The sequence below is a fragment of the Haladaptatus sp. T7 genome, assembly GCF_026008575.1.
GTDB classification, from domain to species: Archaea; Halobacteriota; Halobacteria; order Halobacteriales; family Haladaptataceae; genus Haladaptatus; species Haladaptatus paucihalophilus.
Window position 1 is genome coordinate 37,049 of the sequence record NZ_BROP01000010.1, and the last position, 18,335, is coordinate 55,383.

Annotated in this window: 17 protein-coding genes; 9 read left to right on the plus strand and 8 right to left on the minus strand. The window is 63.7% G+C overall.

Features of this window, described 5'->3' with window-relative positions; translation table 11 throughout:
- Positions 1–22: 22 nt before the first annotated feature.
- Both OPC11_RS20650 and OPC11_RS20655 read right to left on the minus strand, forming a co-directional pair.
- Positions 23–874, minus strand: coding sequence for a DUF5694 domain-containing protein (locus OPC11_RS20650; RefSeq protein ID WP_264783226.1), 852 nt, complete (start codon positions 872–874; stop codon positions 23–25).
- 110 nt (positions 875–984) lie between these two features.
- The gene (locus tag OPC11_RS20655; protein ID WP_264783227.1) at positions 985–1,875 is read right to left on the minus strand and encodes a helix-turn-helix domain-containing protein; all 891 of its coding nucleotides are present in this window, start codon (positions 1,873–1,875) and stop codon (positions 985–987) included.
- Between the two features lie 105 nt (positions 1,876–1,980).
- Between OPC11_RS20655 and OPC11_RS20660 the strand changes: the two genes are divergently transcribed.
- Entirely contained in the window at positions 1,981–2,394 is a 414-nt protein-coding gene (locus OPC11_RS20660) for an SHOCT domain-containing protein (RefSeq protein WP_264783228.1), read from the plus strand.
- Between the two features lie 108 nt (positions 2,395–2,502).
- Here the strand turns inward: OPC11_RS20660 and OPC11_RS20665 are convergent, their stop codons facing one another.
- Complete coding sequence (locus OPC11_RS20665) at positions 2,503–4,230, minus strand: DNA mismatch repair protein (RefSeq protein WP_264783229.1); 1,728 nt, start codon at positions 4,228–4,230, stop codon at positions 2,503–2,505.
- A gap of 81 nt (positions 4,231–4,311) precedes the next feature.
- Here OPC11_RS20665 and OPC11_RS20670 point away from each other — a divergent pair, with 81 nt between their 5' ends.
- Together OPC11_RS20670 and OPC11_RS20675 are read left to right on the plus strand one after the other, a co-directional pair.
- Positions 4,312–7,086 (plus strand): PAS domain S-box protein, encoded by a 2,775-nt coding sequence (locus OPC11_RS20670; protein ID WP_264783230.1) that lies wholly within the window; start codon positions 4,312–4,314, stop codon positions 7,084–7,086.
- A gap of 52 nt (positions 7,087–7,138) precedes the next feature.
- The gene (locus tag OPC11_RS20675) at positions 7,139–8,419 is read left to right on the plus strand and encodes a TIGR00341 family protein (protein WP_007980620.1); all 1,281 of its coding nucleotides are present in this window, start codon (positions 7,139–7,141) and stop codon (positions 8,417–8,419) included.
- Here OPC11_RS20675 and OPC11_RS20680 read toward each other — a convergent pair.
- Complete coding sequence (locus tag OPC11_RS20680; RefSeq protein ID WP_264783231.1) at positions 8,385–9,530, minus strand: hypothetical protein; 1,146 nt, start codon at positions 9,528–9,530, stop codon at positions 8,385–8,387. The genes OPC11_RS20675 and OPC11_RS20680 overlap by 35 nt on opposite strands.
- Positions 9,531–9,693: 163 nt before the next feature.
- Between OPC11_RS20680 and OPC11_RS20685 the strand changes: the two genes are divergently transcribed.
- The 5 genes from OPC11_RS20685 to OPC11_RS20705 all read left to right on the plus strand — a co-directional run bounded on the left by OPC11_RS20685 (position 9,694) and on the right by OPC11_RS20705 (position 13,274).
- Positions 9,694–9,867 (plus strand): hypothetical protein, encoded by a 174-nt coding sequence (locus tag OPC11_RS20685; RefSeq protein ID WP_007980616.1) that lies wholly within the window; start codon positions 9,694–9,696, stop codon positions 9,865–9,867.
- A gap of 194 nt (positions 9,868–10,061) precedes the next feature.
- Positions 10,062–11,159, plus strand: a complete 1,098-nt coding sequence (locus OPC11_RS20690) for an iron ABC transporter permease (RefSeq protein ID WP_007980609.1) — start codon at positions 10,062–10,064, stop codon at positions 11,157–11,159.
- Positions 11,159–11,947, plus strand: a complete 789-nt coding sequence (locus OPC11_RS20695) for an NAD(P)/FAD-dependent oxidoreductase (RefSeq protein ID WP_264783232.1) — start codon at positions 11,159–11,161, stop codon at positions 11,945–11,947. Before OPC11_RS20690 ends, OPC11_RS20695 begins: the two co-directional genes overlap by 1 nt.
- Positions 11,944–12,783 (plus strand): ABC transporter ATP-binding protein, encoded by an 840-nt coding sequence (locus tag OPC11_RS20700; protein ID WP_264783233.1) that lies wholly within the window; start codon positions 11,944–11,946, stop codon positions 12,781–12,783. The genes OPC11_RS20695 and OPC11_RS20700 overlap by 4 nt, the downstream gene beginning before the upstream one ends.
- 131 nt (positions 12,784–12,914) lie before the next feature.
- Positions 12,915–13,274 carry a hypothetical protein gene (locus OPC11_RS20705; protein ID WP_264783234.1) on the plus strand — a complete coding sequence of 120 codons (360 nt, stop codon included), beginning with the start codon at positions 12,915–12,917 and terminating at the stop codon, positions 13,272–13,274.
- 24 nt (positions 13,275–13,298) lie between these two features.
- On the opposite strand, the gene OPC11_RS20710 is transcribed toward OPC11_RS20705, so the two are convergent.
- The 3 genes from OPC11_RS20710 to amt form a co-directional block, all read right to left on the minus strand.
- Positions 13,299–14,411, minus strand: coding sequence for a Xaa-Pro peptidase family protein (locus OPC11_RS20710; RefSeq protein ID WP_264783235.1), 1,113 nt, complete (start codon positions 14,409–14,411; stop codon positions 13,299–13,301).
- 153 nt (positions 14,412–14,564) lie between these two features.
- Positions 14,565–14,921, minus strand: a complete 357-nt coding sequence (locus tag OPC11_RS20715) for a P-II family nitrogen regulator (protein WP_007980604.1) — start codon at positions 14,919–14,921, stop codon at positions 14,565–14,567.
- Entirely contained in the window at positions 14,918–16,297 is a 1,380-nt protein-coding gene (gene amt / locus OPC11_RS20720; protein WP_264783237.1) for an ammonium transporter, read from the minus strand. Before amt ends, OPC11_RS20715 begins: the two co-directional genes overlap by 4 nt.
- A 542-nt stretch (positions 16,298–16,839) precedes the next feature.
- On the opposite strand from amt, the gene OPC11_RS20725 reads away from it, so the two are divergent.
- On the plus strand, positions 16,840–17,670 hold the full coding sequence (locus OPC11_RS20725) for an NAD+ synthase (RefSeq protein ID WP_264783238.1): 831 nt from the start codon (positions 16,840–16,842) through the stop codon (positions 17,668–17,670).
- A 10-nt stretch (positions 17,671–17,680) separates the two neighbouring features.
- On the opposite strand, the gene OPC11_RS20730 is transcribed toward OPC11_RS20725, so the two are convergent.
- Positions 17,681–18,295, minus strand: a complete 615-nt coding sequence (locus OPC11_RS20730; RefSeq protein WP_069452098.1) for a universal stress protein — start codon at positions 18,293–18,295, stop codon at positions 17,681–17,683.
- Positions 18,296–18,335: the final 40 nt, after the last annotated feature.

Sequence of the window (18,335 nt, forward strand, 5' to 3'; positions counted from 1 at the left end):
GCTAGGCGACTTCGACGCGACGTCAGCCGCTGGCGAGCAGATACGGGAGCGGGCTGACCGGGCAGAACATCGGCGCTTCGGTGAGGAGGTGGCGGAGAACGCGAACGTGGCCAGCCCTGACGAGCAACAGGATTCTGTCGTCTTCGGAATCCATCGCCCGCCAAAGGTGGTGAACCATGCGAATGTTCCGCTCGTACCAGTAGGCGAGCGCGACCGGACTCCCGAACGGTCCGTCCGCCGCACGAATTCCCGCATCGAACATGGAGTCGTGGTTAAACCTGCGTTCCTCCTTCCGGTTGATCCAGTCGATGTACTCGGGAATCGTCGAGGAGGAAAGTCGGTCATCGCTCTCACGCTGTACCGCGTCGCGGTCGGGGAGTTCTACTTCCGTCTTTCGACCCGAATCGATGTCACGGTCTTCGAACGGGTCGGTATCGGGTTCGTCGGGATATTCGTCTATCGCGGCGACCCTATCGTGGTCGAGATGGTCGGCGAGCCGGAAACCGACCTGGACGATTTCGCTCCGGCATTCGGTCGGCAGTTCGTTCCGTTCCGAGTGGGACGCGGGAAACGTCTCTTCACGGTCGTAGGCGCGGTCGCCCGAGCGATACTCCCGATAGCGGTCGTTTATGGACTCGTTTCGGTCGTAGGGGCGCTCGACGGCAACCACGTCCGGTTCCCACTCCGAAACTCGGGTCACCAAGTCGCGCAACTCGGCTTGTCGGCGGTCGGCGAGCACGTCGTCGGCATCGACGTTCACCTCGTCCAATCCGGGGTTATCCATGTGATAGGTGCCGAGCACCATCACCTGCACTTGTTCGGGCGTCGGTTCCGGCCATCCCTTCAGGATTCGTTTCTCGTTCGTGTTCGTCATGGCCGGAACGACCGACGCGCCGGGAATAAGTGTTTGTAGAATGAGATTTCTGTGCACGAGATTACAGAAGCACGGTTCTACTCATGGGTTGTCATCTCCTGTGTTGTCATTTATTCCCCGTCGTATCGGTCCACGACGTCCAACCCCCGGTCGAAAACGAACGTACGCGTTTCCCCGTCGAGGGTCATGGGAACCGCGATACGAAGCGGGTCGGTGGACTCGACGGTCGCGTTGTCCGCCTCCAACCACGGAAGCTCCCACCTCGGCGTTTCGCGGAGGTCGATGTCGTGTTCGTAGTGGAACGCGGCGACCAGCGGGTGCGAGAGAACGGCCAGCTGAACCGACCTGTTGTACACGTGACCGCAGCGAGTGCATTCGCAGAACTCCATTCCGACCAATCCGCTGCCTTCGAGCCAATCTGGAGCGTCATCGTCGTCGGAGAGATACAGCGTCGAATCCAGCCGCCCGTGGCAGTTCGTGCACATACCGACTTCGGCGGCCTCGTCCACGGTTCGGAGCCACCGAGCGACGACGTTCGGTGCCGCCGCCGCGTCCATTCCGTCCATGAGTCCCGCGGGAATTTCGGGGTCAGTAAACATCCACTCACAGTCCGAGCAGTCGATGGTGATTCCGTGGTCCCGGAAGACCGCTTCCAATCGGCCCCCGCAGTGGAGACAGTTCCCACCGACCGGAACGGAATCGGCGCTGAACTCCGCGGTGTACCCGCCGGAGAGGATGGCACCGACGACCCGCTCCCCCGGCGGTGCGACGTCGTAGCCCGCCTCGGTCTTCCGCACGAACTGTCCCGTGAGCTTCCCGAGGTGGTAGTTGAACCCGCCGGGGTCGTCCGCACCGACGCGGGTTCGAAGTTCGGAGAAGGACAACGACTCGTCGGCCCCGTTCAACACCCGCAGGATTTCGAACCGGGTCTCGTCGCCGAGCAGCCCGAACGCCTCGTCGGGAGTGAGTCGCGTAACGGTTGGATCGTCGTCACGTTCCATGCACCATCGTTGTGAGAACGGGAACAAAGGTCGTGTGGTCTCGCCGAAAAGGTACTCGAACGAACACAAAGGACGTTTTATGTTCCGGCGACGATACGAACCGATATGAGCGACACTCCGAGCGAGCGTTTCCGCGAGAACGCGACGGAAATTACGTCGATTCTCGTCACGGGGTTCTGGCTCCTCGCCCTCTTCACCGACCAGAGTTGGTGGCTTCCGGCGATGTTGGTCGGCTACGTCGTCGTCATTCCCATCGTCGAGATGCTGTTCGGCGACGAGGAGGACGAGGAAGAAGAATCGTGGGAGGACGGTCGGGAGACGAAGGCCGAACCGACGGAACGCCACGGCGCGGGAGAGAACAACCGCGATGCTCTCGAAACGCTGAAAGACAGGTACGCGCGCGGCGAACTCACGGACGAGCAGTTCGAACGAAAACTGGAACGGCTGGTGGAAAACGAGACGGTCGAGGACGTGGAGGACCGTCTCGGACGGGGCGAACGGAACCTGGAGCGGAACTGAACGCGAAACGAGCGGGACGCTCACGATTTTCGACGTGCGAAGGTTTATACGCGAAACCGGGACCAAACGTCCGCATGGAGGTATCGCTCGAACGACCGAAGGGGTGAGTTACTCCGCGTCCGCCCACGAATCCAGCGTCTCCTGAATCAGCGCCTCGCCGACGGCGCGCCCCAGAACGTCGTACCCGGCGCGTTCCGCCCGGTCGTCCGAGGAGGCGATGAGACGCGAGACGATGAACTCCGGCGTGGACTTGCCGACCGTCTGGAACCGCGGCTGATAATCGACGAGCAGGTCCAACTCGTCGTTCAGCCCTTCGGCGAAGATACCGTCCTTGCGCGCCTGTCCGGGGAGCGGGTTCAGGTCGTCCGCGAGGTGGGTGACGAAGACGCCGAGCGCGCCCCTATCGACGGTCAGACTCACCAACCCGTGGAGGAGATTCGCCGCGCTTCCGGGTTCCGTTATGGCCTCGAACTCGTCCACCAGCATGAGGGTGCGTCCGTCGTTCGTGAGCGGCGGAACGATGCTCCGGAGCGTGGATTCGAGCACGCCAGCGTTGAAACTCGCGTGGCGGCGGTGAAAGACGATGGCGTCCGAAATCGACACCTGCGCGCGCGAAGCGGGAACGGGGAGTCCCATCTGTGCTAGCAGGCCGACCTGACACAGGGTTTCGAGCAGGGTCGTCTTCCCCCCGCTGTTCGCGCCGGTCAGCACCGTCACCCGGTCGCCTTTCGGCGGTCCCGCGATTCGATGGTCACCGATGCCGTAGGTGATGGGTTGGACATCTCCGTTCCCGGTGGCGAGAAAGAGGTTTCGCGCGTCGTCGACCGCGAAGCCGGAATCGACGAACTCGGGACGCGTGAGGTCGAACGCGTCGGCAAATCGGGCGAGCGACAGCGAAACCGCGAGGTCGCTCACGGCGGAGACGGCGGCGTCGATGGCGTCGCGGGCGGTTTCGATGTCGGTTTCGAGGTCTTCGACCACTCTCGATTCGCGTTCCTCGGCAGCGCTCTCGGTCTCCGCGACGAGTTCGCGGAGCGACCCGCCGACGAAATCCGTCGCGTCGGTGGCCTCGCCGACCGTCGCGTCGCGGATTCGCTGCGGTTCGATGTCCGTTTCGCGGGCGACGTACTCGACGTAGCTCTCGCGGAACTCGTCGGGCGTCCGTACGTCGCCGGACTGGACGGATTCGATCACGTCCAGCGCACCGCTTTCGAGGCGTTCGGCCGCGCGCAACGCCGACCGAAGTCGGTCGAGTTCCTCGTCCGCTCCCTCGGCAACCGAGCCGTCGTCGAGTTTCCCGAGCGCGCCGACCGCGACGGCGAGGTCGTCGGCGTCGATGTCGGCGACTGTGGCGAACGCGCCGTCGGTCACGCCGGTTGGTTGGAGGGAAATGGCCGTCTCGACCGCTGTTCGTTCGCTGCCGTCGTACGCGTCGAAGGCGTCGAGAACGGTCTCGCGCGTGTCCCCATCCAGTGCGTCCCACGATTCGACGGCGGCCATGACCGAATCGAGCCGGTCGGTCGCCTCCTCGCGGGAGCGAACCGGAGTCAGCACTCGAATTCGGTCGCCAGCGTCGGGCGTGACGGCGTAGTCGCTCGCGATATCGAGCAGGGATTTGTACACCGAGCGGGCGTCGCGGGTGGCGAGCACGGCCATCCCGTCGCCGCCGTTGGCCTGTCGAAGGATTCGCGTCGCTCGGCCGCGGGACAGTCCCGCGTTCGTCAGCGCGCGAACGTCGCTCGATTCGATGGCCCGAATCGCACGTTCGACTCCCAGTTCGGCTTCGAGCAGTTCGCTCGTCTTCGGCCCGACGCCCCAGTAATCCTCCAGCCTCATACCTGTCGGCTGACACGGACGGCTATTAATCGTTCGCGTTCCACCGAAACATAGAGAAGGCCGCGGTGACTTTATGTTATCATGCCCCTCCATGAAGGATATCCGGAGACGCCACAGATCCTCCACATTGGCGTCGATGGCAACGGTGAGCGCCAGGGGATTGCGGAGGAGAGGACGAGTGCCGAGGAGGCGCTCGACCGACTCGAAACGGCGGACTGCATCGTCTGTGAACACGGACCACCCGAATGCGACGCGCTCGCCGTGCTGGCGGCGGTACGCGAACGCGACGCGAGCCTTCCGTTTTTCATCGTGACCGACGACGAACGGACGGTCGAAGCAGCGTTTTCGATGGATGTGACCGACTGTGTTGGTCCCGACAGTCGGACCATCCTCTCACAGAAGATAGAACGTGCCGTCACCTGCTATCGGAACGAACGGATGCTATCACGGGCGGAGGCGGTTCTCGAAGGACTCGCGGATGCCGTCGTGACGATAGACGAATCGGGCGAAATTCGCTACGTCAACGAGGGATTCGAGCGGGTGCTCGGCTACGACCCGGACGAAATGATCGGAACGTCGTTGACGCGGGTCATCCCGGACCGACTGGCGCCGGTGCACGAGGAATCGCTGCAGCGGTACGTGGAAACGGGTGAACGACGACTCGATTGGGAGTCCGTGGAGACGATAGCGCGGCACCGAGACGGCCACGAGATTCCGGTAACGCTGTCGTTTCGGAGTGAAGCCTGCAACGGTGACGAGTTGATAACCGGAACCATCCGCGACATTTCGGAGCGGCGGACGGTGGAGACGGAACTGGAAGCGTCGCGCGAACGCTATCGAAAGCTGGTCGCCGCGAGTCCGGAAGCCATCCTCGTCGCCGACACCGAAACGGGGGAAATCGTGGACGCGAACGCGGCGGCGGAGGAGCTCCTCGACCGACCTCGAAACGAGATTTGCGGGATGTATCAGTGGGAGGTACACCCCACGGAGCACCACGAACGGTATCGGAAAATCTTCGACAAGCACGCGAACGGGGGAGGGATATCCAGAAGCTCGGAGCACCTCTCGGTCGTTCGTTCGGACGGCGAGCAAATTCCCGTCGAAATCAGCGCGAATCGCACCCAACTCGGTGGCCGGGAAGTCATCCACGGCATCTTCAAGGACGTTTCGGAACGGAAGGCGCGCGAGCGGACGCTCGAATCCTTGCGGTCGGCGACGCGGGAACTCATGACGGCCGAGACGAAGACCGAGATCTGTGAAATAGCGGTCGAAGCCGCGGGAGAAGAGTTGGGACTGTCGCTGTCGGGAATCTATCTCGTGAACGACGAGCGGGACGTCCTCCGGCCGGTCGCCGTGACGGAGGCGACCGAGGAGATACCGGACGAGATTCCGCGCTCCGAGGACGGGAACGGACCCGCGTGGAGAGCGTTCGAGTCGGGTGAAGTTGCAGTATTCGAGGACAGAACAGAGGTGTACGGAGCGGACGGCCGGGAGTTGACGGCCGAACAGGAGATGGTGATACCCTTGGCCGAGCACGGCGTCTTCCTGCTGGGGTCGCGTTCGATGGCGAAGTTGGACGAGTACGTCCGGGATTTCGCGGAGATATTGGCGACGAACGTTCAGTCGGCGCTCGACCGGGCGGAGCGCGAGGAGACGCTCTCGGCGCAACGCGCCGAGCTGGTAGAACTGAACCGAATCAACGAGGTCATCCGTGACGTGGACCGCGCGTTGGTGCAAGCGACGAGCCGGGAGGAGATAGAGGAGACGGTCGTAAATCGGTTGGCGTCGGCGGGGCTATACGAATTCGCGTGGGTCGGCGAGTGCGAGGTGAGCGTCGAAGCCATCCGTGCGGTAGCGAACGCGGGCAACGCCGCGTATCTAGAATCGCTCGAACCATCGGATGACAGACAAGAATGTCCGGTCGCAAAAGCGCAGACATCGGGGCAAGCGGAGGTTGTCGAGGACGTGATGACCGACCCGGCGTTCGAATCGTGGCAGGACGAATCGCTCGTCGGGAACACACAGTCGATGGCCGCCATTCCGATTCGATACGACGAAACCTGTTACGGAGTTCTCACGGTTCACGCGGACAGGAGTAGGGCGTTCGACGACCGGGAGCGGGAAGTGCTCGTCGAACTCGGGGAAACGATGGGGATGGCGATTGCCGCCATAGAGAGCAGGAAGGCGCTGGTGTCCGACTGCGTGGTCGAAGTGGAGATGGAGATAGAGAGCGCCGAGCATTACTTCATCCGCGTTCCACAGGAGCTCGACTGTACGTTCACGCTCTTGGGGACGACGATGGCACCGACGGGAGAGATTCACTGTTTCATCACCGCGTCCGGCGTGTCGTCGGGCGTCGTCATCGAACGAACCGCGCAAGCGGAAGGGATATCGAACACGCGACTCATCCGCGAACGCAACGACGAGTGCGTCTTCGAGGTGACCTACGAGGGACCGTCGTTCGTCAAGGCGCTCGTTGACCGGGGGGCGGCGGTCGGATACGTCGAAGCAGACGAAAACCGCACCCGTGGAACGGTCGAACTCCCGATGGACGCGAGCGTCAGAGGGGTGGTCGAGGCGGTGAAGAACATCGCGCCGGGCGCTCGCGTCGTCGCCCAACGCGAACGGGAGAAACCCGAGAAGACGGCGACGGAGTTCCGCATGCAGCTTTCGGAGTCGCTGACCGACCGGCAGCGGACGGCGCTGGAAACCGCCTATCTCGCCGGGTTCTTCGAGTGGCCGCGGGACAGCACGGGCGAGGAGGTCGCCGAGTTGCTCGACGTGTCGGCACCGACGTTCCACCAGCACCTCCGACACGCACAGGCGAAACTGCTGAAGACCTTTTTCGACCAGTGAGCGACCCGCTCCGGCCGGAGGGGTTTTTATCCCCTGGTCGGTTGGTCCGGGCATGCGTCTCATTCAGGTGCTCGTTCCGGACGACTGCCGGAGCGAGGTTCTTGCCGTGCTCGACGACGAGCACATCGATTACGTGCTCACCCGTGAGGACAGCGACGGGAACGAGGCGGCGGTCGTTCAGTTTCCGGTTCCGACGCAAGCAGTGGACGCCGTTCTCACGGCCCTTCGAGACGCGGGGTTGGACGAGGACGGCTACACCGTCGTCGGGAGTCTGGAGACGGCCCGGACGCCGAACATCGCGGAGTTGGAAGATAGGTTCGTCAAGGGAGGCGACGAGGACGACAGCATCGCCACGGAGGAAATCCGGACGAAGGCGCTCGGGATGAACCCGAGTCCGGTGACGTACTACGCCATGACCGTGCTGTCCGCTATCGTCGCAACCGCCGGGTTGTTGCTCGATTCTCCCGCGCTCGTCGTGGGGTCGATGGTCATCGCCCCGCAAGTGGGGTCGGCGATGACGACGAGCGTCGGACTCGTGTTGAACGACCGCGACATGATACGCGACGGGTTGTGGTCGCAAGTGCTCGGACTCGCGGTCGCCGTCGTCAGCGCGACGATTTTCGGATGGGCGCTCAAGTCTGCTCAGTTCATTCCGCCCGCGCTCAACGTGGCGACGGTGAACCAAATAAGTCAACGCACCTCGCCCGGGTTCCTCTCGCTCGCGGTCGGCCTCTGTGCCGGTGCGGCGGGGGCGTTGGGACTCGCAACCGCCCTGCCGGTGTCGCTCGTCGGCGTCATGATCGCGGCGGCGCTCATCCCCGCGGCCGCCGCGGTCGGCGTCGGCTTGGCGTGGGGACCGCCGGTGCTCGCGTTCGGCGCGTTCGTCCTGCTCGTGGTGAACGTCGTCTCCATCAACGCCGCCGGAAGCGGCGTTCTCTGGGGACTCGGCTATCGACCGAAAGACGGGACGACCCTTCGGAAAGCCGCACCGACGGTCGTCGCGGTCGTCGTCCTGCTCGTCTCGTTCGCCGGGGCGGGGGCGCTGATGGCCCAGCAGGTCCACACCGAGAACACGGCGAACAGGGAGGTACAGAAGCTCTTGGAGGGAGAGCAGTACAAATCGCTGGACCTCGTGAAGGTGAACGTCGAGTTCGACGATATGGGACTCGTGGACGACAGACAGCACGTGACGGTGCTCGTGACACGCCCGTCCGGAAAACGGTATCCCGGATTGGCGAAGGAAATTGCGGCGCGGATTTCCGACGAACTCGGCGGCCGGACCGTCGTCGAACTGGAGTTCACGGAGCGCCAGCGGTCGGCGGCGAGAACGTGAACCCGTGGTTGGCCGTGAGTCGGTAGGCGGCGGTCCCCCAGATGTAATCTTCGCCGGGCCACCACGTGCGGGCGTTGTTCATCCCGGCGACGAGGAGGCCGTCTTCCGGGCGTTCGAGGTCGGGATGGTAACTGACGCTCCCGCTATCGCCGTCGGTGAACGAGGATTGGGACCCCCATTTCAGTTGGCCGTGTTTGCAGACGGTGCCGTACGCGCAAGTCATTCCGTCGATGGACTGAATCGCGCCGGACGTGAAGCCCGAGACGACTGCTCTCTTTTTCAGTTTCGACCCGTGTGCTTTGACCCGCGCGAGGCCGGCGCGCGTGAACTGTCCCATGACGACGGACGGCGAACTGCCGTCGATGGCGCTCGCCGGAACCGCACCGTTCACGGGGTCGATGCGGACGAAATCGTCCAACGCGTAACCACGTCGCACCTCGCCGACTTTTCGCCAGCCGTCGCGGCGCTTGACGTAGAACGGTTCGCCGCGATGCTGCTCGCCGTCGTCGCCGTAGAGGTGATTCGACGTGGTGAAAAACGGCGTCTCGCCGTCGTACATCGCCGGTGAGAGCGTCGCAGCCGCGTCCTTGCTTCCGCATTCGACGCTCCCCGGAATGTGGTTGCCGTCGAACGATGCGTCGCCGGATTCGATGCGCTGTTCGTTCGCGGTCGATTCGACGCGGTTCACTTCGACGGCGACGTCGCCGACGCGCTCGGGCACGGAACCGGTCGCTTCGTCGTCGGTCACGTCCACCGCGAGGGCGGCGTTTCGGCCGCCGAACTCCCCGGGGACGACGGCGCTACCGACGACGCCGGACCGAGATAGCAGGTCGAGGCGGTCGTGTGCGTCGAACGCGGCGCGGAGGTCGGCGAACCAGTCCGCCGGAACCGTCGTCGTGAGCGGTTCGAAATCGCGGCCGTGGCCGTACACGAGCGGTACTTCGTCCCGTCCGGCCGCGCGAACGTCGTCCGGCGTGAGCAGGGCGGCCATCGAACCCAATCCGGCACCCGCGAGCGTCGTGATGAACCGCCGTCTCCCCATCGTTCCGAGTCGTCTGCCGGACAGAGAACGCAGTGCTGGTCGCTGTCCGATGTCGTCTTGTTCCCCCATCGTATCGTTTCCCCATTCTCGAATCGGAGTACGCCAGGCCCGTACTTGAAACTGAACCGTCAGGTTCCGCGCTCGGATCGAAAATTTATCGGGGGGCGACCGACGGTGTTTTAGGTAGGCCGAAAAAGGGGAAGGTTTACGTATGTTTAGGTTAGCCTAAAGAATGGCGCGGGAGCGAGCGAACCGAGACGATACCCGGTCGGATACGCGGATTTCCGTCGGGTTCGCCGCCGCTCCCGCGGCTCGAAGCGGCGGGTTCGAAGCGCGGACCCGACCGATAGATGGACGAGATACGAACCGAAACGTGAACCGGAACACGAACCGCCCGACGAAGTAGGAAGTCAGTGCGACGCGGGGACGGTAGGCATCAACTGCCCGCGTCGTCCCATATCACCACGACTCGGCAACCGTGTCGAGAATCAAAGTCCTTATCTTGTTTTAGGTTAACCTAAAAATAGAACGGAGACGGCGAACCCGGTAACGCTCGCCGGACAGTGACATCAATGGAAAATCGAGAACGAGGGGACATGGATGATGGAGAACAGTGAAACGACGGTCGAAGAGCGGTTCGACGGGTCGCTGGCGGCGCTCGTCCTCGCTTGTATCACTGTCGTCGTGATTTCGGCGCTCGTGCAGGTCAGCTTCGGAGCGTACTCGACGACGCTCACGCAGGCGTGGAACGCCGTATTCGACCCGAAGGTCATCACGAACCCGGACGTGCTCGGGGCCCTTCTGCTCGGCTCCGAGATACCGAAGAACGTGACGCTCGACAACACCACGACGGTCATCTGGAGCCTCCGCCTGCCGCGCGTGTTCGTCGGCATCTTCGTCGGCGCGAACCTCGCCGTCTCGGGCGCGATATTTCAGGCCGTCACGCGCAACGAACTGGCGAGTCCCTACATCCTCGGCGTCAGCCACGGGGCCGGATTGGCGGTGCTCCTCACCCTCGTCGTCTTCAGCGGCCTGTCGGTCTTCCTGCCCGTCTTCGCCGCTCTCGGCGGTATCGCGGCGTTCATCGTCGTCTACGCCATCGCGTGGAAGGGAGGGACGAGTCCCGTCCGCCTCGTTCTCGCCGGGGTCATCGTCGGCACCATCTGCTCCTCGCTCCAGCGCGGCCTCTTCTTCTTCGCGCAGGACATCGGCGTGGTGCAGACGGCCCTCTCGTGGACCACGGGGTCGCTCACCGGCACCGGGTGGGAGCAGGTTCGAATCATCCTCGTTCCGACGCTGGTGATACTCCCCCTTTCGCTGCTGGCCTCCCGCCAACTGAACGTCCTCCTGCTCGGCGAACGAACCGCCCGCTCGCTGGGGATGTCCGTCGAACGCGTCCGGTTCGCGCTCTCGACGCTGGCGATTCTCGCCGCCAGCGCCGCGATTTCCGTCGCCGGAATCGTCGGCTTCGTCGGCCTCATCGTCCCGCACGTCGTCCGGAACGTCGTCGGGAGCGACTATCGAAAGCTCATCGTCGGGAGCCTGTTCGCCGGACCGGCGCTGGTCGTCGTCGCGGACGTGGGCGCCCGACTCGCGCTCAACCCGATACAGGTACCGGTCGGAATCGTCACCGGACTGCTCGGCGGGCCGTACTTCCTCTATCTCATGCGGAAGCGCCATAAGGTGGGTGAACTCTGATGCCGCGGGACGTAGCCATCGTCGGCGGCGGCGCGTCCGGCCTCTCGGCGGCCGTGTTCGTCGCCCGGTACGGTCTCGATACGGTCGTCCTCGACGGCGGCGTCTCGGCGATTCGTCAGTGCGTGCATCTGGAGAATTTCCTCGGCTTCCCCGGCGGAATTTCTCCCGACACCTTCCTCGAACTGGGCCGCGAGCAGGCGACGTTGGAGGGGTGTACGGTGCGCGACGCGATGGTCCTCGACGTCGAGCGAACCGACGACGGGTTCCGAATCGACGCGCAAGGCGAGGAGGAACCGGTGGAAGCGACCCGGGTTATCGCCGCCTCCCTGTACGACGACAACTATCTGTCCGACTTCGAGGACGAACTGACCGACGTGGACCGGGACGGACGAACGCCGGTCGAAGGGCTGTACATGACTGGCTGTCTGGGTGACGAGTCGGAACATCAAGCCATCGTCAACGCGGGCGACGGGGCGCGAACCGCGCTGTCACTCATCCGCGACGTTCGCCGCGAGGACGAGGAACTGTGGGATGGAATCGCGGACCACTACTACGACTGGACGGTCCAACCCGGCCGCTACAGCGGCCCGAAGTGGGAAGAGAGCATGGACTCGCTCGTGGCGGAGAGCGCACCCGAGGACGCGACCGACGCGGAGTTGGCCGACGTGAAAGAGCGGCTCAAGCGGGAGTACCGGTCGCTCGAACTGGACGAAGAGGAGCGGGCGGCGCGCGCCGAGCGGGGCCGCGAACTGCTTCGAACGCACCTGCTGGAGGAAAAATCACGATGAACGAGCAAACGGACGCTGGAATGAAAGAAAAAGCGAACGACGAACCGAACCCCGAAGCCAGCGAGCTGTTCGGCGAGGAACTCGAAATCGGCTACCCGAACTCGGGAATCATCGTCGAGTGTGACTCCATCGTCCTCCCGGAGGGCGAAATTACCGCGCTCGTCGGACCGAACGGGAGCGGGAAGAGCACGCTGCTCAAGGCTCTCTCGCGGGAACTCGAACCCGAGAGCGGCGGGGTCCAACTCGACGGCGAGGACATCCAGTCGTTGGGAACGAAGGCGTTGGCGCGGAAACTCGGTCTCCTCTCACAGCAGAACGAAGCCCCCAGCGGGTTGACCGTCGAGGAACTCGCGTACCACGGACGCTATCCGCACCGGGGGTTCTTCGAGTCGAAGACGATGAAAGACCACGAAGCGGTCGAAACAGCCCTCGAACGCGCCGGGGTCACCCACCTCCGGGACGAGGCGATGAACAGCCTCAGTGGTGGACAACGACAGTTGGCGTGGATCGCCATGGTGCTGGCACAGGAAACCGACGTGCTCCTGCTGGACGAGCCGACGACGTACCTCGATTTGCGCCACCAGTTGCGCGTGCTCGAAGTCGTGCAAACCCTCGCGCGCGAAGAGAACTTGACCATCGGCGTCGTTCTCCACGACATCTCGCAAGCCGCGCGCTACGCCGACAACCTCGTCGCCTTGCGCGACGGCGAACCGTACGACTGGGGACCGCCGAGCGAAGTCGTCACCGAGGAACTGCTCGCCGACGTGTTCGGCGTCGAGGCGACGGTCGGACTCGGCCCCGACGGGCCGATAGTGAACCCACAGCAACCGCTCTGAATGCGACGTGGATGAGTTCGGGCAACGAGACGAAAAGCGGAGAGGCGAAGTCGTCGGCGGGCGACCGATCGGTTGACGCACATTTTTAACCGGAGGAGGAGTACCGGTAGATAACGGAACGGCACGAATTCATGAGCGCAGTGAAGTATGCGGACCGACTCGCGGACCATCCCTTCGGCCGTTTAGCGATACTCGTCGTCGGAATCGCCGTCCTCGTCGGAGGGATGGTGCTCTATCCACCGTTCGGGACCGTGGTCTGGTGGGCGTTTCCGACCATGTTCGTTCTCTTCGGCGTCAAGGAACTGTACTTCCACGGGACAGACAGCACCCTCTCGTTAGTGGCCGGTTCCCTGTTCGTACTCGGCGGTATCAGTCGCGCGCTGTACCAACTCGTCCCGATGGACGAGTTCGCCGGGACGGTGGCGAACCTCGTTCCGGTCTTCGGAGTGTTCGCCATGATGTACGCACAGCACTACCGCGAAAACGAGTGAACAACCGCGGCGAAACTCGATTCCTCAGAGCGCCTGCCACGTCCGCGGCGAGTCGTTCAGGCGCTCACAACCGTCCTCCGTGACGACGACCAAATCCTCGATTCGGACGCCGAACTCGCCGGGGAGGTAGATTCCGGGTTCGACGCTGAACACCATGCCGGGTTCGAGTTCCAACTCGTTGCCCTCGACGATGTACGGCCCTTCGTGGACGTCCAAGCCGACGCCGTGGCCCGTCCGGTGGATGAACTCCTCGCCGTAGCCGTAAGACTCGATGACCTCGCGGGCCGCGCGGTCCACCGACTCGGCGGTGACGCCTGGCTTCGCGGCTTCGACGCCCGCCTGTTCTGCTTCGAGGACGGCCCGATGAACCCGTTCGTACTCCTCCGGCGGGTCACCGGCGAACACGACGGTTCGGGTCTGGTCGCCGGGGTAGCCGCCGACGAACGCGCCGAAGTCGAGGACCACGGGGTCGCCGTACTCTATTTTCCGGTCGCCGTGACCGTGGTGGGGTTTCGCACCGTTGGGCCCGGATCCGACGATTGTGCCGAAGGCGGGGTCGTCGCCGCCCGCGTCGGCGAGTCTGGACTCGATTTCGGCCGCGAGTTCGGTTTCGGTCATGCCGATGGCGTCCTCGCCGAGTTCCCGGATTTCGACGCTGGCTCGGTCCGCGACCTCGCCAGCCGTCCGCAACGCCTCGATTTCCGTCTCATCCTTGCGCATTCGGAGCGGTTCGAGCACCTCGCTCGCCAGTCCGAAGGTCGCGTCGGGGAGCGCGCGGCGGAGGTCCTGGGTGAACAGCGCCCACATCGTGTCGTCCACGAGGATACGGCCGCCGTGGAGGTCGAAGTCGTCGGCGACGTCTTTCACGAGGGAGAGCGGGTCGTCGCCGTCGCTCCACGTCCGCACGTCGGAGACCCACGACTCCTCGGCTATCTGCTCGCCGTACATATCGGGGACGACGAAGGCGGGGTCGCCGTCCTTCGGGACGAACAGGAAGAGGTGTCGTTCGGCTGGGTGTTCATCGAACCCGGAGACGTAGAACAGGTTCGTACTGGGAAAGAGGACGAGTGCGTCCGCATCGGCCGTCTCCAATCGCTGTTGACTCCGGCGAGTTCGTTCCGCGAAAGCGTTCGGCATGGTTGGACAGACGGAGCAGACGGGGTAAAAGTTCACCCCCTCGGCAACCTCGTCGGTGTCGGACGACGGACCGAAAAACGAGACGGACGACGAACGGCGGAGAGCGGGCACGGTTGCACGGTCGAAAAACGGTTCCTCGGAACGAAGGTCGGGCTACACCGCGTCCGGGCCGCGTTTCCCGGTTCGGACCTGACAGGCGTCGCTGACGGGGAGAACGAATATCTTCCCGTCGCCGGGTTCGCCGGTACAGGCGGCCTCGCGGATGGCTTCCACGACGTCCTCGGCGGGGGTGTCGGCGACGACGCACTCGATTTTGACCTTCTGGTGGAGGTCCACGACGTACTCCTCGCCGCGCCATTGGCTCTTCGTCGCGGGTTGGCTACCCCGCCCAGAGACGTTCGTGACGGTCAGACTCGGCGCACCGGCTTCGACCAGCGCTCGCTTGACGTTCTCCAGTCGAGCGGGGCGAATGATGGCCACGACCATCTCGATTCCGGAGTCGGCGCTCATTTGTTCTCACCTCCGTCCGCCAGTGCGGGGCCGTCCGCGGTCCCAGTCGGGGAACCGCCGCCGGTTTCGTCGAACGATTCGACGAATTCGGGGTAGGCGACGATGCCGTGTTCGGAGCTGTCGAGTCCGGTGTGTTCTTCCTTCTCGTCGACGCGCAGGCCGACGGTCACGTCGGCGAGCTTGAAGATGAGGTAGGTCGTGACCAGCGTCCAGACGGTGATGACCGCGATACCGAGGGTCTGCATGGTGAACTGGGCGAGCGAGAAGCCCGAGACGGCGAAGACGGGAATGAGCCACGTCCCGATGGCACCCGCGCTCCCGTGGACACAGAAGACGCCGCACACGTCATCGACTTTGAGCGTATCGACGACCCAACGGTAGACGAGCGGGACCTGCACGCCCGCGATGAGGCCGAGCGCGATGCCGCCGAACCACGTGACGTGCGGAACCGCGCCGGTAACGGCGACGAGGCCAGCGAGCAGGCCGTTGGCCGTGAACAGCGGGTCGGGCTTGCCTTCGAGGTACGTCGTCGTCAGCGCGGCGGCGACCGCGCCCGCACCCATTCCGAGGGTGGTGTTGAGCGCGACGCGGCCGAGCGTGGCACCCGCGAACTGGAAGGCACCGTTCTCTACGGAGAGAACACTCGCCTGCGTCCCGACGTTGAAGCCGTACCAGCCGAAGGCGAGGATGAACGTGCCGAGCATCACGAGCGTCAGCGAGTGGCCGGGAATCGGCACGCTGTTGCCGTCCTTATCGAAGCGACCGCGGCGGGGGCCGACCATGTACGCGCCCACGAGTCCGGCGATGCCGCCGAGCATGTGAACCACGGTTGCGCCCGCGAAGTCCATGTACCCGATGCCACCCGCGACGCCGAAGGCGGAACCGACGGCCTGTCCGAGGTAGCCGCCCGCAGAGAGCAGGCCGCCACCCCACGCGAAGCCCTGAACGACGGGGTAGATGACCGCCGTTAGCGCGATGGAGTAGAACAGGTACGCCTTGAACTTCAGCCGTTCCGCGACCGCGCCGCTGACGATGGTGGCGGCGGTCATGGCGAAGACGGCACCGAACAGCCAGTTTACCCAATCGTTGGGGTTGTTGACGTAGGCGAACGCCGACTCCAACAACCCCGACGAGAAGCCCCCGGGCGAGGTGAGTCCACCGGCGATGAAGGCGATTCCGGAGCCGACGAGGAAGTAGATGAGGACGCCGAGACACCAGTCCATCATGTTCTTCATCAGCACGTTGGCGACGTTCTTCGCACGAACCTGTCCGGCCTCCAGCATGGCGAAGCCCGGCTGCATGAAGAAGATGAGGAACGAGACGGTGAGCACCCACACGCTGTTGACGCCCGACGCGATGGCGTTCAAATCGACCATCAGCGACCACGCTCCTCGGTCAGTCCCGAACGGACCAACACAACCGAATTGTTTACCTTTTCACCCATTTCCGCCGCATTTGTAATCCAAGTCACGGTGTAGAATCGTGATTCAGAAGAACATAAACCTAAGCGTTTACAAATGTCCGATTATACCGATAGTTGTTGACGTGCAGTCAGTTTACAATCATATATATTCTGTATAAGGTCATAAAGCGTCCAGAAGTGAGCGTTTGAAAAGTGAATAACCGGACGTTCGTCAACAAAGGAAAAGAGAATTATTTTGTCATTAATTGAGAGGGTGCGCCTCGACGTGCACAGTGATTTTGAGTGGTGGATGGGGCTGTCATTAAACACCTAAAACACAATCCAAAAAGTATGAATTCACACACGAGAAGCGTTTTATAGTGCCAGAATGTTTCGATTAGATGTGAATACGAGCACAAACGTTTCCAAAATTCGCCTCAAAAGACAATATCTCCCCAACAAGACAGCTCGGCGTGGACGAATGTGGGGGTGTCCCTGCTACCACGAGGTGAAAACGTGACGACATCGACCCTCCCACCGACCGAGCTGCTGACCGACGAGGAGAACGTGGCGGCGACGTACCGACAGCTCACCCTGTTCATCGAGGAGTACGTCGAGCGGTCGAACGCGAACGGCGTCGTCGTCGGGATGAGCGGCGGCGTCGATTCCACGCTGGCGGCGTCCCTCGCGGTGGACGCGCTCGGACCCGACCGCGTGTTCGGGCTGTTGCTTCCCTGCAACCTGACCGCCGAGGCGGGGAGTCACGACGCGCTGACCGTGGCCGAGGCGCTCGGCATCGACTACCGGGAAATCCACCTCCAACCGCTCGTTCGCTGTTTCGAGGACCTCCTCGTCGGCGACGAGGACCGCGACGAACGGACTCGCGCGCTCGGCAACGCCACCGCGCGACTGCGCATGACCTGTCTCTACTACGCGGCGAACACGCGGTCCAAACTCGTCCTCGGAACCGGCAATCGGTCGGAGCGACTGCTCGGCTACTTCACGAAACACGGCGACGGCGGCTGTGACTTGCTACCGCTGGCGAACCTCTACAAGACGGAGGTTCGGGCGCTCGCACGTCACGTCGGGCTTCCCTGCCGTATCGTCGAAAAACCCTCGACTGCGGGGCTGTGGGCCGAACAGACCGACGAAGACGAACTCGGGGCCTCGTACGACCGCATCGACGCCGTGCTTCACTACGTGGTGGACCGCCGGTATCGCGCCGAGACGGTCGCCGAGGAACTCGACATCCCGATAGAAACGGTCTGGGAAATCGTCAACGGCCACGTCGAAACCCATCACAAACGGAGGCACCCGGCGACGCCCGGACGGGAACGAACCGAATGAACGAAGCGGCTCAGTCCCGCGGACGGATGCGCGCCACGCTCGTCTCGCCCGTCACCGGGTCCACGTGGACGTTGAACGTCTCACCCTCCGCCGACGCCCGAACTATCCAGGTGTTGGCCGCCCGGTAGGGTTGCTCCGTGACGGACACGTCGTCGTACCCCTCGGCCGCGAGGGCGTCGCCGGCGACGCCGGTCGCCTGCTCGGCGGACTCGACCGTTCGCACACCGGCGGACCGAACCAGCAGGACGGGAACGTCCGAGTGGCGCGCGACGCGCTCGGCGACGCTCCCGAGGAGCACCCTGCCGACGCCGGTTCGACCGTGCGTCCCCATCACGATGAGGTCGACGTTCCGTTCGTCGGCGTAGCCGAGAATGCGGTCGGAGGGACGACCGTCGGTGACGTCGGCGACGACATCGACGCCGTGTTCGGTCGCCCGCTCGACGATTTCGTCGGTGACCTGTTCGCCCGCCGCTTCGAGTTCCTCCGCGTCGCCGACCAACTGTTCGCTGACGACGTGAAGGACGTACATCGTCGCGTCGTATTTGTCGGCGATGTCGAGCGCGTGGCTCACCGCCTCCCGCGATTCGCTTCCCCCGTCGACCGGGACCAGAATCCGTTCGTACATCGGTGGCAGTACAACCTGCCCGGATAAAAGTCGGGGTGGT